Raw genomic sequence first — 22,992 nt, forward strand, 5'->3', positions numbered from 1 at the left:
GCGGACAATCGCGTATGGCAACGATTTAACCGCTGGTCGTGTTACGCCGCGTCGATGGCACTGCCACACGTCGCGACGTTCACAGACACCTACCTTCCCACCGTCAACGGGGTCACCTACACCGTCAAGACCTGGCGGGACTACTGGCAGGCCCGTGGCGGTCGGATGGACGTCGTCTACCCGCGCAGTGCACACGACCCACAGCCCGGCGAACACCCCGTCCGGAGCCTCCCGTTCCCCTTCTACGAGGGGTACCGGCTTGGGATGCCACAGATCCCCAGTGCCGTCCGCGGGGCCGACCTGGTCCACGCTCACACCCCGTTCAGCCTGGGGATGGCTGGCCAGCGACTCGCCCGGAAACTGGACGTCCCGCTGGTCGCATCCTATCATACACCGACCGCCGAGTACGCCGAGTACGTCTCGTTCAACGGAACCGTCGAGTCGGCGGTCCGCTCGTCGGCCGAGAGCTACGAGCGGTGGTATCTGGACCGGGCCGACATGGTTGTCGCCCCCAGCGACCGCACCGCCGACTACATCCGGGACCTGGGGGTCGATGTCGAGGTGTCGGTCATCTCCAACGGCGTCGACACCGACTTCTTCGAACCCAAGGACAGGGAAGCGTTCCGCGAACGCCACGACCTCCCCGACGGTCCGCTCGTGGGCTACACCGGCCGACACGGCTACGAGAAGTGTCTGGACGACGTCGTTGCCGCCTGCGAGGGACTGGACGTGACCGTCGTCTTCGGGGGGGACGGCCCTGCCCGCGAGGATCTGGAGGCCACCGCCGCCGAGAGCGACGTCGACGTCCACTTTCTGGGTTTTCTCGACCGCGAGGAACTGCCGGCACTGTACAGCGCGCTCGACGTCTTCGCGTTCCCGAGCCCCGTCGAGACACAGGGACTGGTCGCGCTGGAGGCCAACTGCTGTGGGACGCCCGTCGCCGGCGTCGACGCGGGCGCGCTCCGGGACACTATCGACGGGGGCGAGACCGGCTACACCTACGACGAGGGGGATATCGCCGGCTTCCGGCAGGCCATCGAGCGCACGCTCGACGACTACGACCGCCTCCGCGAGAACTGCCTGGCACGCCGGGAGACGGTCGGCGTCGACCACGCCATCGACCAACTGACCGACGTCTACGACCGTGTGCTGTCCCCCAAGCGCAGCGTCAGAAGTCGGTGAGCGACGCCTGTCCGCGGCTGTCGTCGTCATCGGTCCGGTCGCGACCACGGTTCGAGAACGAGCCACGCCGCCGAATCCGGGGATCCGACAGCGCTTCCCTCGCCCGGTCGGCCAGGTCCGCATAGATCTGGCGGGCCCGGTCGGCTTCGTGGTCGTAGTCGACGACCGGATACGGGTAGTCCGTGCCGACGTCGACGCCGCACTCGCGCTGGACGTGGACCGGCGTCTGCTCGGGGCGGGCGAGGTGTTCGTCCGGGAGCGATGCCAGTTCGGGGACGTACTTCCGGACGAACTCGCCGTCGGAGTCGTACTCCCGCTGCTGGTTCGCCGGGTCGTACACCCGGACCGGGTGGACGCCGGTGAGGTTGCACTGTGACTGCCACTGCGTGTAGTTGATCGCTGCGTCGGCGTCGACGAGGTGGGCGTACATGAAGTCGGCACCGCGCTTCCACCACTGCTTGAGGACGTAGACGTAGACCGTCGCGACCAGCGCTCGCATCCGGAAGTTGATGTAGCCGGTCTCGGTCAGCGCCCGCATCGCCGCGTCGGCCATGGGGAACCCCGTCCGTCCCTGCTTCCAGGCCCGGTCGAGGTCGGAGTCGTGCTCGTCGCGAAACAGTCCCCGGAAGACCGGGTTCACCGCCCGGTCGGTCCAGCCCGGCCAGTCGGCCAGTTTCTGGTGGTAGTGGCGGTTCCAGTAGAGCCGCGAGACGAACATCGACGTGCCGCGGCCGTCCGGGCACTGCTGGACCCGCTGGTAGACCTGCCGGGGCGAGAGGACGCCGAACGCGAGGTCCGGCGAGAGACGGGAGGACCGCTCGGCGGCCGCGGCCGGCGGCGACACCACCGACGGGTATTCGCCGATACGGTCGCAGAACCCCTCCAGACGGGCGTTGGCCGCGATGGTCCCTCCCTGTGGCATCTCTCGCTTGTCGGGGTCGAGCCCCGCTCGCGAGGCCACCTCATCGAGCGTCACGTCGCTGGCGACGGGAGTCGCCGACATCTCGGTCGGTCGCGGTGCGGGGTCGGCCTCGAAGTAGCTCTCGCAGTGGTCGTCCCAGTCCTCGTGGGTGTCGACCGCCGTCGTTCCGTCGCGGTGGCGCTCGTCGGCGTACCGGATGCCGTCGTCGGCGAACGCGGTCGTCGCCGGCCAGGAGCGGACCTCGTCGGCGACCCGCCTGCCGTACCGGGCCGTCGGATGGCGGTTGTAGTAGATGGCGTCGACAGCCTCGTCGAGGAGCCCTCGGAGTCGCTCTCTGGGGTCACCCTGGAGCAGCACCAGCGACCCCTCGCGGTCACGGTACTGGCGGTCGAGGTCGTCGAGACAGTCGTGCAGGAACTGGAGACGGCCGTCACAGGCCAGCCCGTCCGGCCCGTAGTAGCGTGGGTCGACGACGAACGCCGGTGCGACGCGGTCGCCGTCCTCGCAGGCGGCCGCCAGCGCACGGTTGTCGGCCGTCCGGAGGTCCGCCCGGTGCCAGACGAGGATGGTCGTCACGGGTCGGCGTTAGGCTCCCAGCGACTAAACCGGTCGGGCGACTCAGTCGGCCCGGTCGAGGGCTGCCTGACGCTCGCGAAGTGCCGCGATACGCTCCTCGGGTTCGGGATGGGAGCCCGGCAGTACGTCGCGACAGAACGCGTCCCATCTCTGGACGATGCGGTCGATCCGGTCGGGGTCCGCGTCGGTCTCCTCCTCGACAGCGGCCGTATCGATGGCATACGGGAGGACACACAGTTCCCGGACACCGGTCTCGGCGGTCCGGAGATCGCCCTCGGGACGGTGGTCGGTCGTCAGCGTCTCCAGTGCGCTGGCCATCGCCGCCGGAGACCCGCAGATGGCGACCCCGCCGGCGTCGGCCGCGTACTCTCGGACCCGTGACAACAGGCGGTAACAGGCCGTGCTCCCCAGGTACAGCGCGCCGACGACGGGCAGTGCGGCCACCGAGAACAGCAACACCATCAGCGGGTTGTACGATTTGAAGACGGCGGTCAGGTCCCAGTCGACGTCCTCACCGCGGAGCCGTCTGAACAGCGGAGAGTCGGCGGCGTCCTCGAAGAGCCGTTCGACGAACCGCGTCGTCACCGTCGGGAGGAACGCGGCGGCGGTCATCACGAACGAGTCGCCGTTGTCGAGGTGTGCGAGTTCGTGGGCCAACACGGCACCGAGTTCGTCGTCGTCGAGCACCTCGACGAGCGCCGTCGTCACGAACAGCGTCCGTTCGCCCGGTCGGCTGGCGACGAAACTGTTGGGCGTCTCCGACTCGATCACCCGCACGTCCGGCCGCGTCATGCCGGCGGTGTGTGCCAGTTTGGCGACCTGGTCGGAGAGGGCGTCGGCGGGCATCTCGGTCCCGTCGGTCCCGGTAGCGACGGTGTCGACGTCCCTGAGTGTCATCCGGTAGCCGAACACGGACTGGGCGACGAGTGCGACCGGCGTCCCGACGAGCACGAACGGGCCCAGCGGGACGAGGTCGAAGCGGAGTATCGCCGCCGCCATGTCGGGATTGAACTGCATCGTGGTGACGACCGCGAAGAAGACGTGACCCAGGACGTACGCGGCGGCCACGGCGACGGCGTCGAAGATGACCAGCACGGCGACCAACACGGCGAGACGGCCGTACTGACGTGGGGTGGAGGGCTGCGTCGGGGGCATGGCTCGCAGTTCACCCCGGCCGGGCAAAAACGTGTCGAGCGAGCTGACAGTTCACCCGTGGCGCGTCCGGGACCAGCCGACGCCGAACGCGAGACCGTTGAGCACGCCGAGCAGGAGTCCGAAGTAGAAGTCACCGAACGCGACGGCCAACAGGAGTCCGGCGCCGATACCGACTGCCAACGCTTTCGCCATCGTCGGCCAGTGGAGCCAGGTCCCGTCGTCTGCCATGGGTATTCGTTGGACCGCGACCGGCTAAACGCTACCGTCGCGGACTCCGACGGGTCACTCGTCGGGGTCGAGAACGACTGTGAGCGCGAGGAGTGCTGTGCGGGTTCGTCGGGTCCGGCCAGCCGTCGTCGCCATCGCTACGCGTCGGTCACCGAGCGATGGACGAGCCGTCGACGTCGGCTACGCCAGCGCGCTGCCGGCCCGAATTATCTCCCGCTCGCCGAACGCGGGGCCGACGATCTGAAGCCCGACCGGGAGGCCGTCGCCGGTCTCGCCGGCAGGCACGGAGATGGCGGGGAGGTTCGCCAGGTTCACCGGCGTCGTGTTGGCGTCGGCCAGATACATCGTGAGTGGGTCGTCCAGGCTCTCGCCGCGTTCCATCGGCGGGACCGGCATCGTCGGCGAGGCCAGCACGTCGGCGTCGGAAAGCGCCTCGTCGAAGTCCTGTTTGACCCACGCACGGGCGTCCTGGGCTTTCTTGTAGTACTTGTCGTGGTAGCCCGCAGAGAGGGCGTAGGTGCCGAGCAGGATCCGGCGTTTGACCTCCTCGCCGAAGCCCTCCTCGCGGGCGTTGGCGAAGGACTCGTTCCAGTTGCCCTCGAAGCCACCCGACTGTCCGTACCGGACGCCATCGAACCGTGCGAGATTCGAGGAGGCCTCCGACATCGCGATGACGTAGTAGGCCTCGACGGCGTGTTCGACGCTGGGGAGGTCGACCTCGTGGTAGCTGGCGCCCTGGGCTTCCAGTTCGTCCATGGCGTCCCAGAACGTCTCGACGACGGCCTCGTCCGCGCCGTCGAGCAGTTCCGTCGGGACCCCGATCGAGAGGCCGTCGACGTCGCCGTCGGCGGCGTCGGCGTAGGAGCCCGCTGCCTCGGGGGCCTCGCGGGTCGTCGCGTCACGCTCGTCGGGGCCGGCCAGTACCTCCAGCAGTTCGGCGGCCTCCTCGACGGAGGGGGCGATCGGCCCGATCTGTTCGAGGCTGTTGGCGTAGGCGATGAGGCCGTACCGCGAGACGAGCCCGTAGGTTGGCTTGATGCCGACGACGCCACAGAACGCGGCCGGACAGCGGATCGAGCCGCCGGTGTCCGAACCGAGTGCCATGTCGGCGTCACCGGCGGCGACGACGGCCGCCGAACCACCCGAGGAGCCACCGGGGACGTGACCCTCGGCGGCCGGATTCTCGACGGCGCCGTACGCGGAGGTCTCGGTCGTGGTCCCCATCCCGAACTCGTCCATATTCGTCTTGCCGGGGATGGTCGCGCCGGCGTCTTTCAGCCGCTGGACGACCGTCGCGTCGTAGGGCGGGACGTACCCCTCCAGCATCGCCGACCCTGCGGTGGTCTGGACGCCCTCGGTCGAGATGTTGTCCTTGACCGCGACGGTCGTGCCGGCGAGCGGCCCATCGTCGGCCCCCTCGATGGCCTCGGCGGTGATGTAGCCGTTGTACTCCGTCATCTCAGGACACCTTCGGCCCCTTGAACTGTCCGGCCTCGGAGTCGGGAGCGTTCTGGAGCGCTTCCTCCTGGCTCAGGCTCTCTCTGACCTCGTCGGGACGCATCACGTTCGAGAGATCCTCCTCGCGGTCCGTCTCGGGTACCTCGTCGAGCGCCTCGAAGGCGTCGAGGATATCGGCGAACTGCTCGGTGAACCGCTCGACCTCCTCGTCGTCGAGGTCGACGCGGGCGAGGTCCGCGACGTGGCGGACTTCGTCGGGGTCGACGGCGCTATCGCTCATGTCCGTGCGGAGAACTGGCCCGTCGGTAAGCGTTTCGAAACGGGTACTCCTCTCGGCTGTTGGCCGGTCGGGAGAAAATGTGATCGTGAAAGCGAATTTTGTTTTCCGATACGGAAAGGAATGCTAACAGAGTAGGCAAAGGATTTAAGTTTCTCGGCCCATTATCATTGAGTGCACAACACGTTTTCCGGGTATCCAGACCCGTCTGTACGTAACCAATGACCGACACCACCATCCGCCGATACACGAGTGAGCGCGACACAGAGCACGAGCAGACAGACGAGGAGGAGGACGAATCGCTCGTCTGTCCAGAATGTGGTGGCTCCCTGCTTTCGGACAGCGAACGTGGCGAGACCGTCTGTGAAGACTGTGGCCTGGTCGTCGAGGAAGACGAGATCGACCCCGGTCCCGAGTGGCGGGCGTTCGACTCCAAGGAGAAAGACGAGAAGTCCCGCGTCGGTGCGCCGACGACGAACATGATGCACGACAAGGGCCTGTCGACCAACATCGGCTGGCAGGACAAGGACGCCTACGGGAACTCCCTGTCCTCGCGCCAGCGCGAGAAGATGCAGCGCCTGCGGACCTGGAACGAGCGGTTCCGCACGCGTGATTCCAAGGAACGGAACCTCAAGCAGGCGCTGGGCGAGATCGACCGCATGGCATCGGCGCTGGGACTGCCCGATAACGTCCGCGAGACCGCCAGCGTCATCTACCGGCGCGCGCTGGACGAGGACCTCCTGCCCGGACGGTCTATCGAGGGCGTCTCGACGGCGTCGCTGTACGCCGCGGCCCGCCAGGCCGGTACCCCCCGGTCGCTCGACGAGATCGCCAACGTCTCCCGCGTCGACAAGGACGAGATCGCCCGCACGTACCGCTACGTCGTCCGGGAGCTCAACCTGGAGATCCAGCCCGCCGACCCCGAGAGCTACGTCCCCCGCTTCGCCTCGGATCTCGACCTCTCCGAGGAGGTCGAGCGGCGCGCCCGCCAGCTCCTCCAGAACGCCAAACAGCAGGGCGTCCACTCCGGGAAGTCGCCCGTCGGCCTCGCGGCCGCGGCCGTCTACGCGGCCTCGCTGCTGACCAACGAGAAGGTCACCCAGAGCGAGGTCAGCGAGGTGGCCAACATCTCCGAGGTCACCATCCGCAACCGCTACCACGAACTGCTGGAGGCCGAGGACGAGGTCCACCCCTGATCGTAACCTAGACCACCGTCCGTCTCCTCGCGGGTGGTATGGAGACGACACGGCATTTCGTCGCGACCGTCTACGTCGTCAGCGACGGCGCCGTCGCGCTGCACGAACACGACAAACTCGAAATGTGGCTCCCGGCCGGCGGCCACGTCGACCGGGACGAACTCCCGCACGAGGCGGCGCTCCGGGAGACCCGCGAGGAACTCGGCATGGACGTCGACCTCGTCGCCCCACAGGAAGCTATCGAGAGCGAGACGGTCCGGTCGATCCCCCAGCCACAGCACTTCCTGCTGGAGGACATCAACGTCGATTCCGACGGCGCCGTGGGCCACCAGCACATCGACTTCATCTTCTACGGAGCCGCCGAGCGCCGCGACATCGATCCCGGCCCCGGCGAACAGCCAGCCGACGACTGGGAGTGGTTCACGCCGGCGGACCTGGACGCCAGTACCGACGACTTACCGGCTGACGTCGTCGAGATCGGCCATAGAGCGATCAAAACGGTAGCCGAGTCATAACTTTCCTGGGGATCGAGCAAGATGCTAGCATGTATCACGTTCTGCTCCCGGTCGACAGCAACGAGGAACGCGCGTCGGCACAGACGGCAGCCACACTCGCCCTGCCGGAACCCGCCGAGTTCGTGAAAGCGTCCGTGATCCACGTCTTCGACAGCGAGGAGATGGCCGAGAAGACGACCGTCGAGCAGACCACCGCTGGCAAACTGATGGTCGAGGACCTCCGGGACGCCGGCGTCGAGGTCGAGACGGAATCGGTCTACGGCGAGCCAGCCGAGCGTATCGTCACGGTCGCCGAGGACCACGACGTCGACATGATCGTCATGGGCGGTCGGAAGCGGTCACCCCTGGGCGCGCTCGTGTTCGGGAGCGTCAGCCAGTCGGTCATCCTCGACTCCGAGCGGCCGGTCGCGGTCACCGGTGCTGGCCGGAGCGCCTGAGACGCCGTTCGCACTAGCTCCTCGGGGTTCACTCGACCAGCGACTGGACGTACTTCGTCACGTGATCGTCCATCCGGCGCTTGTAGCCGGCCTGTCTGGCCAGCCGGTCGAGTTCCCTGGACGCGAGCGAACCGTACTGGGCGGCTTTCTTGTCTCTGGTCGCGATGGCCTCCGGAAGCGAGTCACGGGCCGCCTGCCGGAGCGCCCACTTCCGGGTGTCACCGTCGACAAGCTGGTGGTCGTCCAGACGGAGCGCAGCGTCGACCACCCGGTCGTGGAGCAGCGGCGCGACCGGTTCGACGCCGGCCGCTCGCAGGACCAGAACGTCCCGTTCCAGCTGATCGGGCAGCGTCGCGACGACCTCCCGCTGGGCGCCCCGAACCGCCTCGGCCTCCACGCGGGGATCCTCGGGTGCCTTCGCCACCTTCGCGTACCCGCCGAACAGTTCGTCCGCGCCCTGACCCACCGCGAGGCGGTCGAAGCCGTCGGCGGCGACGCGCTCTGCTGTCAGGTACAGCGGGAGCGCGATCTGGACGGCCATGGCGTTCGTGCGGCCGGTTGCCGCGACGATCTCCGGAACCGCGCGCTCGATGGCGTCGTGGGTCAACTCGACGACCCGAAGCTCCCGGTCCAGCAGGTCGGCCGCCGAGCGTGCCGCCTCGACATCGTGGCTGTCGGGAAAGCCGGCGACGTACAGCGGCGCATCCAGCCGCGCGGCCAGGAGCGCGGAGTCGACGCCGCCCGAGAAGGCGATAGCGAGGCCGTCGGTCGAGACGGCGTCGACGCTCGTCTCGGCGGCCTCCCGGACCGTCTCGACGGCCGTCTTGTCGTCGCCGAACGGGTCGGGGTCGGGGAGCGACCAGACCCGCCGTGTGCCCGTCTCGTCGCGGACGTGGCCGGCCGGGAACGATCGTGGGTCGTCGAGGACTGCGGGGTCGTGGCTCCAGTCGGGCGCGTCCGTCTCGGTGTCGGTCGCATCCACGAACAGCGGATAGCGACCGAGGACGTCCCTGACGAGACGGTCGTCGAGTCGTCCGGCGAACCCGCCGGTGCCGGGAAGCGGATCGCCGACCTCCAGCGCCGCCCTCACGGCGTCGTCGTCGGCCCCCTGCATCAGTCCAGAAAGCTCCCGAGGCGGTTCTTCATCCGTCGTTTAGCGCCCCCGGCGGCCTGCCGGAAACTGATCCGCCAGGGCGTTCGTTCGCCCTCGACGGTCGTCCGGCCGGCCCGGACGGCATCGAGGATCGCCGCCTGTGAGCGCCCCTCGGCGTCGACGTTGGTGACCGCCTGGCCGACCATCTCGGCGATGTGGGCGTCGCTCCCCGCGGTCATCGGGAGGCCACGCCGTCTGGCGAACCGCTCGGCCTGGCGGTTCGACCGGCCGGTCAGCAGCCGGGAGTTGTACACCTCGATGGCGTCGGCAGTCGCGAGTTCGTCCTTGGAGATGTGTTCGAGGACGCCCGAGCGGGACTCCTGGAAGGGGTGGGGGACGACGGCGGTTCCGCCCTGGTCGCGGATGCGGTCGAGCGTCTCGGCGAACGATAGGCCCTGCGGAATCGCCTCCTGGATACCCAGCGCCAGCACGTGGCCGGCGGCGGAGGTCACCTCCATCCCGGTGATCCCGATCAGGCCGTACTCGGGGGCCAGTTCGGCCGCTCGGAGACTGGCGTCGATCTCGTCGTGGTCCGTGACCGCGAGCGCGTCCAGACCCACCGCTTCGGCCTGTTCTAGGAGTAACTCGACAGGGTCACGACCGTCGTACGACAGCGACGAGTGCGTGTGAAGCTCGACCGACAGCACACCCACGAGTAGACGAGGACGGGGCAAAAACACCTCGGTACGTCGCTGTCGGGAGGTGCGCTACGGAAAACACGGCGGAAATCGGTGAGATGGGTCGGGTTCGATACCCCACGCCATGTGCTACTGAGACGCGATCCCTGCTGTCATCCGAAACGGTCGCCCGAGCCCACCGGGCGACCGATGCCCGAGCGGTCGCGACTGGTGCTCCCATGCTGGAGCCACGGACAGATACCTGCACGGCCGCGAGACGACGGCCGCACGTAGATGTTCGGGACAGAACCTATTCCATCGTCTCCCTTTCTCGTGGGGGGATTGAAACGGGGGGCGATACTCCCCGGCGGTTCAGTCGGCCGCGCCGGGCGACTCCGCCCCGGCGAACGGTTCCGGACCACGGATCTCGTTGTCCGTCAGGTAGCACTGCGGGTCGGGCGCGAACAGGTCGTCCTCGACGGTGAGCGCCCGGAGGCGGGACGCGCCGCGACAGACGCTCGCGTAGCGGCAGTCGGCGCACTTGCCGGTGAGACGCCCCTCGCGGTCCCGGAGGCCACGCAGGAGCGGGTTCGACTCGTCCTCCCAGATAGCGCCGAAGGGGCGGTCCCGGACGTTGCCCAGCGTGCACCCCTGCCAGAACTGCGTGGGGTGGACGTTCCCCTGGTAGTCGATGTCCGCGACCCGCTCGCCGGTCGGGTCGCCGCCGTTGACCCGCAGGTACTCGTAGACCCGCCGGGCCTGGGCCTCGCCGAGGTGTTCACGGGCGTACTCGACGATGTAAGCCGCGTCGGCGTAGTTACCCACCAGCAGCGTCTCGATCTCCTCGCCCCGGTCGTGGTACTTACGGGTCATGTCACAGACGCGCTCGACGGCGTCCCGGCGTTCGCTGGGCGTGAGGTCGGCGTCGACGATCTCGGTCCCACGGCCGCCGTAGTCCAGGTGGTAGAAACAGAACCGGTCGACGCCGACGTCGGTCAGCAGGTCGACGACCCCTTCGAGATCCGCTGCGTTCCGGTCGGTGATCGTGTACCGGAGGCCGGTCTTCAGCCCCGCGTCCAGGCAGTTCTCGATGCCCTGGATGGCGCCCTCGAAGGCCCCCTCCATCCCCCGGAAGTCGTCGTTGGCCTCGGGAAGGCCGTCGACGGAGATGCCGGCGTACTTCAGACCAGCGGCCTTCAGCGAGCGGGCCCGTTCGGCGGTGATGAGCGTCCCGTTCGTCGAGAGCACCGGGCGGACGCCGACCTCGTTGGCGTGGGCGACCAGTTCTTCGAGGTCCTGACGGACGAGCGGTTCGCCGCCGGAAAAGAGGATCACGGGAGCGCCGTAGTCGGCCAGATCGTCCAGCAGCGCCTTCCCCTCCGCGGTCGAGAGTTCGCCGTCGGCGATGTCGGTGTCCGCGGCGGCGTAGCAGTGGTCACAGTAGAGGTTGCACTGCTTGGTGACGTTCCAGACGACGACCGGGCGGCGCTGTTTCTCCTCGCGGATCTGGGCCTTCGTCGAGTCGTCGGCCGCGTCGTAGCGCAGGCCGTCGCCCTCCGCGTCCAGGTCACAGAGCAGTTTCGAGACGGAGATCACGCGTCCTCACCCCGGAGCGTCTCGGCGTGCATCTCGGCCTCGTCCATGGTCGCGTCGCCCTCCTCGGCCGCCGGGTCGAGTGCCAGCGACTCGTCCTGGTACCGGCGGGTCTCGTCAGCCGGACAGAGCCACAGGGCGACGGCGGCGTGACCGAACAGTTTGGCTGCCTGCTCACGAGCGATGTCCTCGGTGGGCGCGCTGACGCTCCCGGCGTGGGTCAGCGGGTCCGCGGCTGCCTCGCGGACGAACACCTCCCACTCGCGACTCGTCGCACCCCGCGGCGCGTCGACCTCGTGGTCCAGTTGTCCCATACCCGTGCCTTGTTTCCCCACTAAAAAACGGGTCCAGCGCGTTCCCATCCGGTGGGAACGGGGGGAACACGATCGGCCGATTCGGGTCGGAGCTGCCAGCTCCCGGCCGCCACTGGCCCGTCGCGAGTCGCGGTGCTTGCGAGGGCTGTCCGACGGTCAGCCTTCGTCCCCCACGGGTCGCTTCGACTCGCGGTTTCACCGCTCGTCCTCGAGGCACGGAGCGCCTCGCTCTCCCCGCTCGCTTGTTCCGAGGGTCTCGCTTCGCTCAGCCTTCGTCCCTCACGGCTCACTTCGTTCGCCGTTCGTTTGTTTCGAGGGCTTCCCTAGGGTCAGCCCTCACTGCTCGCGGCTCCGCCGCTCGCTTGGTACGAGGGTCTCGCTTCGCTCAACCCTCGTACCCCGCATACTCCATCAATTTCCCGAAGATATCGGTGTCCATCGCCTCCTTGTAGACGACGCCGGTGAGCATCCCGCCGGGGTAAGCCGACCCGTTCATCACGTGGTTGACCTTGTGACAGTGCATCAGATAGATCCCGGGATCGGCGTCGGCGGTGAACTCGACGGTCCGCCGGCCGGCAGGCGGGATCGAACAGACGTCCTGCTCGTGGCGAGCGGCGTCGGGGATCCGGCCGCCGTCCTTGTGGGTCACCTCGAAGCGGTGGTTGTGGATGTGCATCGGGTGGTCCATGTAGCCCGAATTGAGCAGGTGCAGGCGGACCGTATCGCCCTGCTCGACGATGATCGGCGAGCCGTCCTCGGGGTGGAGGGTCCGGGGCGCGGACTTGCCGTTGACCGTGAACGTGTCGGGGTTGCGGTTGCGCGGGCTGTAGCTGGCGTCCATGCCAGCCATCTGCTTGTTCAGTCGGGAGTCCCACTCCTTCAGCGAGAGGAAGTACTCCTTGTCGGCCGGTTCGTACCCCTTGGGGTCGACGCGGAAGATGCCGAACATCCCCATGTCGAGGTGCCGTGGGGTCTGGTAGTGGCAGTGATAGAGGTGCGTCCCGGGCACGTCCGCGGGGATGGTGTAGGTGTGTTTCTGGCCGGGGTCGACGCGGACGCCGGTCGTCGTCGGGACGCCGTCGTCCTCCCACTGCTTCGAGACGGCGTGGAAGTGGATGGTGTGGGGTCGCATCCCGTCGGAGTTGTCCAGGGTGACCTCCATCGGCTCGCCCTCAGTCGTCCGGAGGATGGGACCGGGGACGCTGGGCGCGCCGTCGTCGGCCTTGAACGCCCAGACTTGCGGGAGTTCGACCGGGCCGCCCATCGTATCGCCAGGGTGGGCCTCGTGGCGGGCCGGGACCGAGGAGAGGGTTACTTTGCCGCCCTGTTCGTCGACGTTGACGACCTCCGGCGGCGACGTCGTCGGGAGGTCGCTGGACGTGCTGGCCGCCGTCGTGGCCGTATCCGTGGCCGTGTCGACTGTCTCCTGCGGGTCACCAGGTGCGGAACAGCCCGCGATAGCGAGCGTGCCACCGAGACCGGATGCCTTCACGAAGTCGCGACGAGAGATACCCGAACCGGGTGCGCCGATGTGATCCGTCATGTGCACTCGGCGATACGGAACCTCAGTATAAACCCCCTGAGCGTGTTCTCAGCGGGGTAGAAGTGTTCCCGGCCGCTGAGAACGCCCGCGAACCTTTCATAAGCCCACCCTAAGTTTCACGGGAGGTTTTTCCCGGCCGACACGGCCGCTGTCGGTAGGTTTGCGCGTGATTCGGGAATCTTAAACGTGTAGAGGGGCCACGTCCGGGCAAGATGGTCCGGGACCCGTTCGCTGACGACGAGACACCGGAGCTAGAGACGGTGCTCGACGCGCTCGACGACGAGGACTGTCGAGCCATCGTCAGCGTGCTCGACGAGCCGATGACGGCAAGCGAGATATCCGACGAGAGCGGCGTCCCGCTGTCGACGGCCTACCGGAAACTCGAACTGCTGACCGAGTCGTCGCTGCTGTACGAGGGTGTCGAGGTGCGCCCCGACGGCCAGCACGCGAGCCGGTACGCTGTCGATTTCGAGGAGGTCGTCATCGCCCTAGACGAGGACCGCAACCTCGCGGTCGATATCTCACACCGCGCGCGTTCGCCGGACCAGCGCCTGGAGAACCTCTGGTCGGAAGTCCGCAAGGAGACGTAGTACCATGCCACACATACCCAGTTCACAGATCGGTATCGTCGTCTCGAAGACGCTCATCCTCATCATCGGTGGGCTCATCACCTACTACTCGTACCAGGCCTACCGGCGGACCGGGACACCACAGCACAAGTGGCTCACGTACGGGTTCGGAGTCGTTACGTTGGGGGCGGTGTTGGGTGGTGTCCTGGACATCGTCGTGGGCAACTTCTACGGTATCGACCTCATCTACACGAGCGTGTTCGTCTCCAGTGGCCTGACCGCTATCGGCCTCGGTATCATCCTCTACTCGCTGTACGTCCGGTAGTGCGGCCCGAGAGACCACGCCGACCAGCTCCGAGCCGGGCTTCCCAGGCGCTGAAAACGCCCTGGAATATATATGAAGGATTCTATCGCAGGAGAGAATACTATGATCGGCCCCAGTACGATCCTGCTCATCGCAGCCAAGACAGTGACACTCGCGTGTGGCGCGGTGTTGACCGCGCTCACCTACCGCGCGTACCGCCGAACGGACGCTCCTGCCATGCGAGCCCTGTTCGTCGGTATCGGCCTCGTGACCGTCGGCAGCCTCTTCGCCGGGAGCCTCCACCAGGTGCTGGAGTTCCCCGTCGCGACCAGCGTCACCGTCGAGAGCACGTTCACGGCCGCCGGATTCGCCGTGCTGACCTACTCGCTGTACACCGACCAGCCCAGCGACGGATGACAGCGCTAGCGGTTCCAGACGCGATGGAGGCGCCCGCCGACGAGTTCCGGGACGGACTGGGGACCGTGCGTGACGAGCACCGAGCCGAGGTTGGCAGCGAACATGACAGCACCCAGGAACGCGAGTGCGCCAGCCACCAGCGCTGCGCCGTCCGGGACCACCGCTGCCTCGTGTGCGACGGCCACGACGCCGGCACCGACGAGCGTGGTCGCGTCGCCAGCCGCTATCCGGCTGTCGTAGAGGTCGTCGATCATCGGGACATCCTCGAAGCCCAGGCGGTCGCTGTAGCGGTGGACCCAGACGATGAACGGAACGACGTGATAGAGCGTCCCGAAGACGACGAACCCCACGCCGCCGACGAGCAACAGCGTCCCCGCCACTGGATGCCCGAACAGGCCGGCGTACCCCAGCGGGTCCTGCCACCAGGTCGTCGCGGCGAGGGGGCCCCAGATTGCCAGCGACGCCGCGACGACTGCGTAGCGGGTCAGCATCGGCGACCAGTCGACGGTCGCACCGGCCAGCCGGCGTGCCAGGACGAGCGCGACGGCGGCCAGCCCCCCGGCGACGAGCAGCCCACCGACGCGGGCGAGTCCCGCGTTGCCGACCAGCCGTCCGCCAGCCAGGAGGACGACGCCGACCGGGTAGCCGACGAGGCCGGCGCGCTGGAGCAGTGCGGTCGGCCGACCGGTGTCGGCCTGCGTGAACATCGGGGCCAACTGCGCGAGCGCGCCCGCGACGGTCGTGAGGATGGCGCCGAACACCGCCAGCGTCGCGTGGGCGGTGAGCACGCCGGCGTACGTGAGGCCCGCGAGGGACAGGAGTCCGACGGCGCGGTCCAGCGCGAGCGCGAGTCCGGCCAGCGTCACCAGGACGAAAAAGCCCAGTGCGACCGCGAACAGTCCGGTCGTCTCGTCCAGGTCCGCCGCCGCGAGCGTCCGGGCAACGTTGTAACAGAACAGCCAGACGCCCAGCAGTGCGAGGGCGCCTGCGACCGGCAGGACGACGTCGACGCGGAGCGCGAGCCCGGCCGCGAGCCCGGCGAACCCGACCGCTGCGAGGGGCAACTGCAGCGCTGCGAGCCGGCGGGAGTGCAGCGCCACGCCGGCCCAGACCGGGACGAACTGGGTCATCGCGCCGAGGATTGTCAGGCAGACCCAGCCAGCGAGCAGCAGATGGACCTGTGCGAGGTGGCCGGCGCGGCCGCCGAGGACGCCGACGGCGACACCGGCCACGAGAAAGCCCAGCGCGACGACGAAGTGTCGCAGCGGGATCGTCATCGGCGGGCCGGCCTCCGCGTCGATGGATCCGGGGATGGCGCTCATCACTCGATCGTTCGGCCCGCGTCGTGCTGGCAGTGTCTCCGAACATGTTCGGGGAAACCGGGAGCGGCGGCGAGTGGCTATCGACACGTATGGATCCCGCGGCCATCCTCGCCGAGACCGACGCGCCGGCCGACGCACCGACCGAGCGACTGGACGTCCGCGAACTGGGGCCGCCCGAACCCCTCCGGCAGACACTGGAGACGCTCGCCGACCTGGAGGACGACGCCGTCCTCGTCCAGGAGAACGACCGCGCCCCACAGCACCTCTACCCGAAACTCGACGACCGGGGCTACGCCCACGAGACCGTCGAGACCGACGACACGACCGTGACTGTCATCTGGAACCCATGAGCGTGAACGACGATACGATGGAGACGACGACGGATGTGGAACAGGCACTCGGAGAGCTCTCGGCACGCGGCGCCGAGGTACAGGCCGAACAGCTCGAACGCGCCCTCTCGCGCCTGCGTGCCGAGGACGACCTCTCCGACGAGCAGGTCGCCGCCGTCGAGCAGTTGAGCGAGCGGCTGGTCGACAGGCTGCTGTCGGTGCCCGAGGAGTCGCTGCGGGCGGCCGACACCCGTGGCGACCAGCAGAAAATCGAGACGGCGATGGAACTGTTCGGCTGACGCTACGCCGACGGGGCGAGCACCAGCAGCGCCTCGGCGTCGGTGGTCGCCGCCGGCGAGATGTCCTGTGCCCCGTCGAAGCGAGCGACGCCACCGGCCGACAGCGATAGTGTCTCCTCGCCCAGCGTCAGGTCGAACGCTCCGTCGAGGACGTGGAAGACGATCTCCCGACCGGGGTGCTGGTGTGGCGGGACCGACTCGCCGGCGTCGAGGGCCAGTCTGACCGTCCGTGGCTCGCCTTCGAACAACGGCGTCCGGCCCTCACCGTCGAGGTCCGACAGCGAGACCCGTTCCGTCTCGCTTGGCGCGTCGGTCGACTGTGTCATGGTTCCTTGGGCAGGTCCGCGACGTACTTGCCGTCCGCTACCCGCCGGCAGTCGTACCGCTCGGCGTCGAAGGCGCCGACCTCGGCCTGCATCTCGTAGAACAGCGGCTTCGGTTCGTGGTCGTTGACGATCCGGAGTACTTCGCCGGCGTCCAGGTCCGCGAAGGCGGCGTGGATCTTCGGGTGGCGTTCCGGCGGCGGCATCTCGCGGAGGTCGAGTTCGGTCGCTGGCATCACCCGACGGTTGGCACCCGACGACCCAGGGCGTGTCCCCGAACGTGTTCGGGTCGGCGGTCGAGCGTCTCACTCCGGATCGAAGGCACCCTCACGGAGTCCACGGCGGACCGGGTCGTGTTCGGCGTCGGTGGGCGGGGGTGCCGTCACGAGCGTCGCCTCCAGACGCCCCTCGACAGCACGGACGCCGCGGTCCTCGCCGGCCGGAATGGCGACCACGTCGCCCGGTTCGACGGTGTGCTCGGCCTCGCCGTCGCGGACGACGCCGGTCCCTTCGAGAACCGTGATAGCGACGTCACTGTCGGGCGCGTGGACCGGGATGAACTGGTCGGGCTCGAAGTAGCCCAGCACGACCTTCTGGCGGTCGGTCGAGTGGACGGTCTGTGCCGAGAACTGTTCGTCCTGATACGTTCGCTCCGCGTCGAGGCTCGTCGCGACCATCACCGGAGTGTCAGGGCTGCCACGGGGAGGGGGTTCGGGCGAACACGTTCGGCACAACCGCCTGTGTGACGGCGCCACGAACTGTGTGTATGAGCTTCCTCTCCGGACTCCGCGGGTCGAGCACGGACGCCGGGTTCGACGACTACGACACGTTCGCGCCCGAGCACGTCCCCGAACCGGGGTCGTTCCTGGCGGACTGTGCGGTCCTGACTGGCACCGACCACGCCGCCTTCCACCGGTTGACGATGGCCCTGTTCGACGAGCGGGGCGTCTACGACATGACCTTCGGCTACAACCTCGCGCAGTTGAACCTCGACCACCGCCACCCCGGCGCTGGATTCCGCTACGCCCGCGAGCCCGACGACCCCGCCGTCCTGCGGGCGGCGTTCACCCCGACGACGGAGTTCTGTCCGCAGAGCGATACCCTCACCGTCGGCGCCTTCCGGGCCTGGAACGGCCTCGCGGAGCGCCACGAGTACGATCTGGTCCGGGTGCGTGTCGACCCGATGCACCACGAGAGCGTCGCCATCAACGGCAAACTCCAGCAACTGGAAGAGAGCTACCGGGAGACCGGCGAGATACCGGACCAGGTCGGGGCGAGCGACACCGGCGGCGAGCGACCGGAGGCCGACGTCGAGACGCCGTTCTGAGCGTCCGGCAATCGGTAGCGGCCGGGGTTCCGACAATCCGTGGATGCCGGAGTTCCGGCAATCTGTGGACGCGGGGGCGAACATCTTCCCGACAAGCCCCACCCTGGAGGAACCGCAACGACACCCAAATGGCGGCAGTCGGCTCGATAGTCACGACGGTACTGATGGCGACGTTGCTCGTGGGCGTGACGGCCACACTCGCTCGCGTCGAGAACTGGCGGTCCTACGCTCCGACGGTCGGTGGCGGCGGGACCGTCTCCGAGACCACACACGAGAAGCCCAGTGGCATCGTTCGCTGGCTCACCACGGTCGATCACAAGGACATCGGCATCCTCTACGGCGCGTTCGCAGTCCTGGCGTTCGCCTGGGGTGGCGTCGCGGTCGTGCTGATGCGCTTCGAGTTGCTCTATCCCGCTCAGGACTTCATCGGCGCGAACCTCTACAACGGCCTCCTGACCACCCACGGCATCACGATGCTGTTCCTGTTCGGGACGCCGATCCTGGCGGCGTTCTCGAACTACTTCATCCCGCTACTCATCGGCGCCGACGACATGGCGTTCCCGCGGGTCAACGCCATCGCGTTCTGGCTGCTTCCGCCCGCGGCCCTCCTGATCTGGGGTGGCCTCATCGGCGCACCGTTTCTGGAGGGCGTCGAACCGGCACAGACGTCCTGGACGATGTACGCGCCGCTGTCGGTCGAACAGCCCAATCCGGGTGTGGACCTGATGCTGCTAGGCCTCCATCTCTCGGGGGTCGCGGCCACGATGGGCGCTATCAACTTCATCGCGACCATCTTCACCGAGCGCGGCGAGGACGTCACCTGGGCGAACCTGGACATCTTCTCTTGGACGGTGCTGGTCCAGTCCGGTCAGATCCTCTTTGCCTTCCCGCTGCTGGGCAGTGCGCTGATCATGCTCCTGCTGGACCGGAACCTCGGGACGACGTTCTTCGCCGTCGAGGGCGGCGGCCCGCTGCTGTGGCAACACCTCTTCTGGTTCTTCGGCCACCCCGAGGTGTACATCCTCGTGCTCCCGCCGATGGGACTGATCAGCTACATCCTGCCGAAGTTCACCGGCCGGAAACTGTTCGGCTTCGAGTTCGTCGTCTACTCCACGCTGGCGCTGGGCGTGCTCTCCTTCGGCGTCTGGGCCCACCACATGTTCGCGACGGGCATGGACCCGCGGCTGCGGGCCTCGTTCATGGCCGTCTCCATCGCTATCGCCATCCCCAGCGCGGTCAAGACGTTCAACTGGATGGCGACGATGTGGAACGGCAGCCTGCGTCTCACTGCACCGTTCCTGTTCTGTGTCGGCTTCGTCGCGAACTTCATCATCGGCGGTGTCACCGGCGTCTTCGAGGCGGCTATCCCCGTCGACCTGATCCTCCACGACACCTACCACGTCGTCGCGCACTTCCACTACGTCATCATGGGCGGCATCGCCTTCGCCGTCTTCGCCGGCATCTACTACTGGTTCCCGCTGTACACCGGCCGGTGGTACCAGCGGACGCTCGCGAAGTGGCACTTCTGGCTGACGATGCTGGGGACCAACGTCACCTTCTTCCCGATGGTCCTGCTGGGCTACGCCGGGATGCCCCGCCGGTACGCCACCTACGACGTTACTGCCGGCCCCATCGACCTGTTCACCCTGTTGCACCAGTTGGCAACGCTGGGGGTCGTCCTGCTGGTCGTCGGGCAGCTGATCTTCCTCTGGAACATTGTCCAGTCCTGGCTGGAAGGCCCCCGTGTCACCGACCGCGACCCCTGGGATCTGGCCGAGACCGATCAGTACAGCCGGGAGTTCGCCTGGTTCGCCGACGAGAAACTCCCCGCCGTGACCGACGGCGGCGAAGAGGCGGACGAGGACAGGGAAGACTGACCGAACACCTTCGCGACCAGCCCCTTCGCCGTGGCGAACGAACCCCGGACCGATGACAGACCGTGACCAGACAGTCCGGGACCTGGTCGAGGATATCGCCGACCACGGCGGCGTCCGCGACGCCTGGACGGCAAAGAGCTTCACCGACCGGCTACTCGTCGTCGAAACCGCCGCCGGGGAGTCGCTGCCACCCGCGGTGCGTGAACTGCTCGCCGCGTACGGCTTCGCCGGCGCCGACGAGGTCTACGACGTCGGTGACGTCTCGGACGCCGCCTTCGCCGGCCAGCTCGACGGGTGTCGTCGCTACCAGTTCGTCGACACCGAGAGCCGCGGCCAGCACCGGTCGTACGTGGTGGAGTGAAGAGAAACTGTGAGCAGGGACGCTGCTGTGACTGCGAACAGCCAGAAAGCCCCCACGTTCTCGTCAAGACGAGAGACCTTCGGTCCCTCGCGACCCGCGACTCGCTGCGCGTGCTACGCGTGCTCGCGTCGTCGGGGTTCGCCGAGAACGTGGCCCCTTTCATTCCCACCCCGCTCGGTTGACCAACCGGCTACGGGTGGGAATGAAAGGGGCGGCTGGCTCCGGGAAGGCGGCCGATGTAAGGACCGCAACGCAGTGAGTAGCGAGGGACCGGAGGTCCCTCGGACCATGCGAACGGCGGCTTTGCCGCCGTGAGCAGAGACCGCAACGAGGCCCCCGACCGGAGCCAGGGCGAGAGCGAAGCTCTCGCGGGCAATCGGACGCTTCGCGTCCGATGACAGCCGGGGCTTTCTGGCTCTCTGTAGACCCGACTCTGAAATGTAACAAGACCACGGATGGTACCCCTAGGACGAGTCGCAGGCGCATGGAAAGCGATTTAGCCGGCGGGCAGCCACGGGGAGGTAATGAGCCTGTCCGACGCGGACCACGACATCGTGGTCGACGAGATCGGTCGGGAGCCCACGCGCGCCGAGGCCGCTCTCTTCGAGAACCTCTGGAGCGAGCACTGCGCGTACCGCTCCTCGCGACCGCTCCTGTCGGCCTTCGACTCCGAGGGCGATCAGGTCGTCATCGGCCCCGGCGACGACGCCGCCGTCGTCTCCCTGCCGAGTCACGGCGACGGCGACGAGATGTACATCACCATGGGCGTCGAGTCCCACAACCACCCCTCCTACGTCGACCCCTTCGACGGCGCGGCCACGGGCGTGGGGGGAATCGTTCGTGACACCCTCTCGATGGGTGCCTACCCCATCGCGCTCGCGGACTGCCTGTACTTCGGGGACTTCGACCGCGAGCACTCCCGGTACCTCTTCGAGGGCGTCGTCGAGGGCATCTCCCACTACGGGAACTGCATCGGCGTCCCGACCGTGACGGGGTCGGTCGCCTTCCACGACGACTACGAGGGCAATCCACTGGTCAACGTCTCCTGTATCGGCCTGCTGGAGCCCGAACGGACCATCACCGCCGAGGCACAGCAGCCGGGCAACAAACTCGTCCTCGTCGGGAACTCGACGGGACGTGACGGCCTGGGCGGGGCCTCCTTCGCCAGCGAGGACCTCGCCGAGGACGCCGAGACCGAGGACCGGCCGGCGGTCCAGGTCGGCGACCCCTACACGGAGAAGTTGCTCATCGAGTGCAACGAGGCGCTGCTGGACGAGGACCTGATCGAGTCGGCGCGGGACCTCGGTGCCGCCGGGCTGGGTGGTGCGTCCTCCGAACTGGTCGCCAAGGGTGGTCTGGGCGCACGGATCGAACTCGATCGGGTCCACGAGCGGGAACCGAACATGAACGCCATGGAGTACCTGCTGGCCGAGAGCCAGGAGCGGATGGTCTACGAGGTCGCGCCCGAGAACGTCGACCGCGTGGCCGAACTGGCCGAGCGGTACGACCTTGGCTGTTCGGTCATCGGCGAGTTGACCGAGCCCGGCACGAACTACGTCTGTACCTTCCAGGGCGAGACCGTCGTCGACGTCGACGCACACTTCCTCGGTGAGGGCGCGCCGATGAACGACCTCCCGAGCGAGGATCCACCCGAGCAGGAACGAGACCTCCCGACAGTCAATCTGGAGGAGGCGTTCCGCCAGCTCGTCGCCAGCCCGAACACCGCATCCAAACGGTGGGTCTACCGCCAGTACGACCACGAGGTCCAGGTCCGCACGAGCGTGCTGCCGGGCGACGACGCGGCGCTGCTGGCCATCCGCGAGGCCGGCACCGGGTTGGCCTTCTCGGCCGGTGCCGACCCCAACTGGACCGACGCCGCGCCTTACGAGGGTGCCCGCGCCGTCGCGCTGGAGAACGCGACCAACGTCGCCGCCAAGGGGGCGACCCCTCACGCCGCCGTCGACTGTCTGAACGGCGGCAACCCCGAGAAGCCGGACGTCTACGGCGGCTTCAAAGGTATCGTCGACGGCCTGGCGGACATGTGCAGTGATCTGGACGTCCCGGTCGTCGGCGGGAACGTCTCGCTGTACAACGACTCGGCGGCCGGCCCCATCCCGCCGACACCGACGCTCGCGCTCGTCGGCGTCAAGGAGGGGTACGACGCCCCGCCGATGGAACTGTCCGGCGAGGGGACGCTGGTCGTCGTCGGCGACCGCGCACTGGAGGGCGAGGCCGACCCACGGCTGGGCGGCTCCGAGTACGTCGCGCAGTTCGGCGGCACCGACCGGTTCCCGGAACTGCCGGCCGACCCGAGCGGCCTGCTCAGCACCGTCGCCGACGTCGCCGACGAGGATCACGTGCTGGCGTCCCACGACGTGAGCCACGGCGGGCTGGCGGTGGCGCTGGCCGAGATGGTCCACGAGGACGCCGGCGCCGACGTCGAGATCGAGACCGTCGAGCGCGGGACCCGCAAACGCCTCCTGTTCGGCGAACAGCCCGGCCGCGTCGTCTTCGAGACGACCGACCCCGCGGCGGTGCGGGAGGCCTTCGACGGCGTCGCCCCCGTGACCGAACTTGGCGAGGCCAACGGCTCGAACCACCTCGACCTGACTGTCAACGACGAGCGGCTGCAGTACCACGCGAGCGAGATCGCCGCCCTCCGGTCGACGATCACGGACGAACTCGCGTAGTCGCAGAA

General features: G+C 68.0%; 27 protein-coding genes. 13 read left to right on the forward strand and 14 right to left on the reverse strand.

Annotation, left to right across the window (positions count from 1 at the left end; translation table 11 throughout):
* The first annotated feature begins 54 nt into the window (after positions 1 to 54).
* A complete protein-coding gene (locus Hhyl2_RS08750; RefSeq protein WP_483550357.1) occupies positions 55 to 1,182 on the forward strand; it encodes a glycosyltransferase family 4 protein in 1,128 nt (375 codons plus the stop codon).
* Here the strand turns inward: Hhyl2_RS08750 and Hhyl2_RS08755 are convergent.
* The 5 genes from Hhyl2_RS08755 to gatC all read right to left on the reverse strand — a co-directional run bounded on the left by Hhyl2_RS08755 (position 1,169) and on the right by gatC (position 5,801).
* Positions 1,169 to 2,680, reverse strand: a complete 1,512-nt coding sequence (locus Hhyl2_RS08755) for an FAD-binding domain-containing protein (RefSeq protein WP_483550358.1) — start codon at positions 2,678 to 2,680, stop codon at positions 1,169 to 1,171. The genes Hhyl2_RS08750 and Hhyl2_RS08755 overlap by 14 nt on opposite strands.
* A 42-nt stretch (positions 2,681 to 2,722) precedes the next feature.
* Positions 2,723 to 3,835, reverse strand: coding sequence for a M48 family metallopeptidase (locus Hhyl2_RS08760; protein ID WP_483550359.1), 1,113 nt, complete (start codon positions 3,833 to 3,835; stop codon positions 2,723 to 2,725).
* A 51-nt stretch (positions 3,836 to 3,886) separates the two neighbouring features.
* Complete coding sequence (locus Hhyl2_RS08765; RefSeq protein ID WP_483550360.1) at positions 3,887 to 4,063, reverse strand: hypothetical protein; 177 nt, start codon at positions 4,061 to 4,063, stop codon at positions 3,887 to 3,889.
* A 180-nt stretch (positions 4,064 to 4,243) separates the two neighbouring features.
* Positions 4,244 to 5,521, reverse strand: a complete 1,278-nt coding sequence (gene gatA / locus Hhyl2_RS08770) for an Asp-tRNA(Asn)/Glu-tRNA(Gln) amidotransferase subunit GatA (RefSeq protein ID WP_483550361.1) — start codon at positions 5,519 to 5,521, stop codon at positions 4,244 to 4,246.
* Between the two features lies 1 nt (position 5,522).
* The gene (gene gatC / locus Hhyl2_RS08775) at positions 5,523 to 5,801 is read right to left on the reverse strand and encodes an Asp-tRNA(Asn)/Glu-tRNA(Gln) amidotransferase subunit GatC (protein ID WP_483550362.1); all 279 of its coding nucleotides are present in this window, start codon (positions 5,799 to 5,801) and stop codon (positions 5,523 to 5,525) included.
* A 218-nt stretch (positions 5,802 to 6,019) separates the two neighbouring features.
* Here gatC and Hhyl2_RS08780 point away from each other — a divergent pair, with 218 nt between their 5' ends.
* Genes Hhyl2_RS08780 through Hhyl2_RS08790 form a run of 3 tightly spaced genes read left to right on the forward strand, consistent with a single transcriptional unit; the run spans position 6,020 to position 7,946 of the window.
* Positions 6,020 to 6,994 (forward strand): transcription initiation factor IIB, encoded by a 975-nt coding sequence (locus Hhyl2_RS08780; protein ID WP_483550363.1) that lies wholly within the window; start codon positions 6,020 to 6,022, stop codon positions 6,992 to 6,994.
* Between the two features lie 38 nt (positions 6,995 to 7,032).
* Positions 7,033 to 7,509, forward strand: coding sequence for an NUDIX hydrolase (locus tag Hhyl2_RS08785; protein ID WP_483550364.1), 477 nt, complete (start codon positions 7,033 to 7,035; stop codon positions 7,507 to 7,509).
* Between the two features lie 29 nt (positions 7,510 to 7,538).
* A complete protein-coding gene (locus Hhyl2_RS08790) occupies positions 7,539 to 7,946 on the forward strand; it encodes a universal stress protein (RefSeq protein WP_483550365.1) in 408 nt (135 codons plus the stop codon).
* A gap of 28 nt (positions 7,947 to 7,974) precedes the next feature.
* Here the strand turns inward: Hhyl2_RS08790 and Hhyl2_RS08795 are convergent, their stop codons facing one another.
* The 5 genes from Hhyl2_RS08795 to Hhyl2_RS08815 all read right to left on the reverse strand — a co-directional run bounded on the left by Hhyl2_RS08795 (position 7,975) and on the right by Hhyl2_RS08815 (position 13,166).
* Positions 7,975 to 9,060 (reverse strand): asparagine synthase C-terminal domain-containing protein, encoded by a 1,086-nt coding sequence (locus tag Hhyl2_RS08795; protein ID WP_483550366.1) that lies wholly within the window; start codon positions 9,058 to 9,060, stop codon positions 7,975 to 7,977.
* Entirely contained in the window at positions 9,060 to 9,746 is a 687-nt protein-coding gene (locus Hhyl2_RS08800; RefSeq protein ID WP_483550367.1) for a PHP domain-containing protein, read from the reverse strand. The genes Hhyl2_RS08795 and Hhyl2_RS08800 overlap by 1 nt, the downstream gene beginning before the upstream one ends.
* 342 nt (positions 9,747 to 10,088) lie before the next feature.
* Positions 10,089 to 11,312: a TIGR04347 family pseudo-SAM/SPASM protein gene (locus Hhyl2_RS08805; RefSeq protein ID WP_483550368.1), complete on the reverse strand. Its 1,224-nt coding sequence runs from the start codon at positions 11,310 to 11,312 to the stop codon at positions 10,089 to 10,091.
* Positions 11,309 to 11,623 carry an Htur_1727 family rSAM-partnered candidate RiPP gene (locus Hhyl2_RS08810; RefSeq protein ID WP_483550369.1) on the reverse strand — a complete coding sequence of 105 codons (315 nt, stop codon included), beginning with the start codon at positions 11,621 to 11,623 and terminating at the stop codon, positions 11,309 to 11,311. The genes Hhyl2_RS08805 and Hhyl2_RS08810 overlap by 4 nt, the downstream gene beginning before the upstream one ends.
* Positions 11,624 to 12,008: 385 nt before the next feature.
* The gene (locus Hhyl2_RS08815) at positions 12,009 to 13,166 is read right to left on the reverse strand and encodes a multicopper oxidase domain-containing protein (RefSeq protein WP_483550370.1); all 1,158 of its coding nucleotides are present in this window, start codon (positions 13,164 to 13,166) and stop codon (positions 12,009 to 12,011) included.
* Between the two features lie 212 nt (positions 13,167 to 13,378).
* Here Hhyl2_RS08815 and Hhyl2_RS08820 point away from each other — a divergent pair, with 212 nt between their 5' ends.
* From Hhyl2_RS08820 to Hhyl2_RS08830, 3 genes are all read left to right on the forward strand, one after another.
* The gene (locus tag Hhyl2_RS08820; RefSeq protein ID WP_276222242.1) at positions 13,379 to 13,756 is read left to right on the forward strand and encodes a winged helix-turn-helix domain-containing protein; all 378 of its coding nucleotides are present in this window, start codon (positions 13,379 to 13,381) and stop codon (positions 13,754 to 13,756) included.
* A 4-nt stretch (positions 13,757 to 13,760) separates the two neighbouring features.
* Complete coding sequence (locus Hhyl2_RS08825; RefSeq protein ID WP_483550371.1) at positions 13,761 to 14,060, forward strand: DUF7521 family protein; 300 nt, start codon at positions 13,761 to 13,763, stop codon at positions 14,058 to 14,060.
* 102 nt (positions 14,061 to 14,162) lie between these two features.
* Positions 14,163 to 14,456 carry a DUF7521 family protein gene (locus tag Hhyl2_RS08830; protein WP_483550372.1) on the forward strand — a complete coding sequence of 98 codons (294 nt, stop codon included), beginning with the start codon at positions 14,163 to 14,165 and terminating at the stop codon, positions 14,454 to 14,456.
* A gap of 5 nt (positions 14,457 to 14,461) precedes the next feature.
* On the opposite strand, the gene Hhyl2_RS08835 is transcribed toward Hhyl2_RS08830, so the two are convergent.
* The gene (locus tag Hhyl2_RS08835) at positions 14,462 to 15,778 is read right to left on the reverse strand and encodes a hypothetical protein (protein WP_483550373.1); all 1,317 of its coding nucleotides are present in this window, start codon (positions 15,776 to 15,778) and stop codon (positions 14,462 to 14,464) included.
* A gap of 44 nt (positions 15,779 to 15,822) precedes the next feature.
* Here Hhyl2_RS08835 and Hhyl2_RS08840 point away from each other — a divergent pair, with 44 nt between their 5' ends.
* Both Hhyl2_RS08840 and Hhyl2_RS08845 read left to right on the forward strand, forming a co-directional pair.
* Positions 15,823 to 16,128 (forward strand): DUF2249 domain-containing protein, encoded by a 306-nt coding sequence (locus Hhyl2_RS08840; protein WP_483550374.1) that lies wholly within the window; start codon positions 15,823 to 15,825, stop codon positions 16,126 to 16,128.
* Positions 16,125 to 16,406 carry a glutamyl-tRNA reductase gene (locus tag Hhyl2_RS08845; protein ID WP_483550375.1) on the forward strand — a complete coding sequence of 94 codons (282 nt, stop codon included), beginning with the start codon at positions 16,125 to 16,127 and terminating at the stop codon, positions 16,404 to 16,406. Before Hhyl2_RS08840 ends, Hhyl2_RS08845 begins: the two co-directional genes overlap by 4 nt.
* 2 nt (positions 16,407 to 16,408) lie before the next feature.
* Here Hhyl2_RS08845 and Hhyl2_RS08850 read toward each other — a convergent pair whose 3' ends face one another.
* The 3 genes from Hhyl2_RS08850 to Hhyl2_RS08860 form a co-directional block, all read right to left on the reverse strand.
* A complete protein-coding gene (locus tag Hhyl2_RS08850) occupies positions 16,409 to 16,732 on the reverse strand; it encodes a cupin domain-containing protein (RefSeq protein WP_483550376.1) in 324 nt (107 codons plus the stop codon).
* The gene (locus Hhyl2_RS08855) at positions 16,729 to 16,965 is read right to left on the reverse strand and encodes a DUF2249 domain-containing protein (protein ID WP_483550377.1); all 237 of its coding nucleotides are present in this window, start codon (positions 16,963 to 16,965) and stop codon (positions 16,729 to 16,731) included. The genes Hhyl2_RS08850 and Hhyl2_RS08855 overlap by 4 nt, the downstream gene beginning before the upstream one ends.
* A 69-nt stretch (positions 16,966 to 17,034) precedes the next feature.
* Complete coding sequence (locus Hhyl2_RS08860) at positions 17,035 to 17,406, reverse strand: cupin domain-containing protein (protein WP_483550378.1); 372 nt, start codon at positions 17,404 to 17,406, stop codon at positions 17,035 to 17,037.
* 89 nt (positions 17,407 to 17,495) lie between these two features.
* On the opposite strand from Hhyl2_RS08860, the gene Hhyl2_RS08865 reads away from it, so the two are divergent.
* From Hhyl2_RS08865 to purL, 4 genes are all read left to right on the forward strand, one after another.
* Positions 17,496 to 18,056, forward strand: a complete 561-nt coding sequence (locus Hhyl2_RS08865) for a DUF7998 family protein (protein WP_483550379.1) — start codon at positions 17,496 to 17,498, stop codon at positions 18,054 to 18,056.
* Positions 18,057 to 18,184: 128 nt separating this feature from the next.
* Positions 18,185 to 19,933 carry a cbb3-type cytochrome c oxidase subunit I gene (locus tag Hhyl2_RS08870; RefSeq protein ID WP_483550380.1) on the forward strand — a complete coding sequence of 583 codons (1,749 nt, stop codon included), beginning with the start codon at positions 18,185 to 18,187 and terminating at the stop codon, positions 19,931 to 19,933.
* A 52-nt stretch (positions 19,934 to 19,985) separates the two neighbouring features.
* Positions 19,986 to 20,294, forward strand: coding sequence for a hypothetical protein (locus Hhyl2_RS08875; RefSeq protein WP_483550381.1), 309 nt, complete (start codon positions 19,986 to 19,988; stop codon positions 20,292 to 20,294).
* Between the two features lie 524 nt (positions 20,295 to 20,818).
* Positions 20,819 to 22,984 carry a phosphoribosylformylglycinamidine synthase subunit PurL gene (gene purL, locus Hhyl2_RS08880; RefSeq protein ID WP_483550382.1) on the forward strand — a complete coding sequence of 722 codons (2,166 nt, stop codon included), beginning with the start codon at positions 20,819 to 20,821 and terminating at the stop codon, positions 22,982 to 22,984.
* Positions 22,985 to 22,992: the final 8 nt, after the last annotated feature.

This window comes from Haloarcula sp. H-hyl2, from assembly GCF_056934385.1.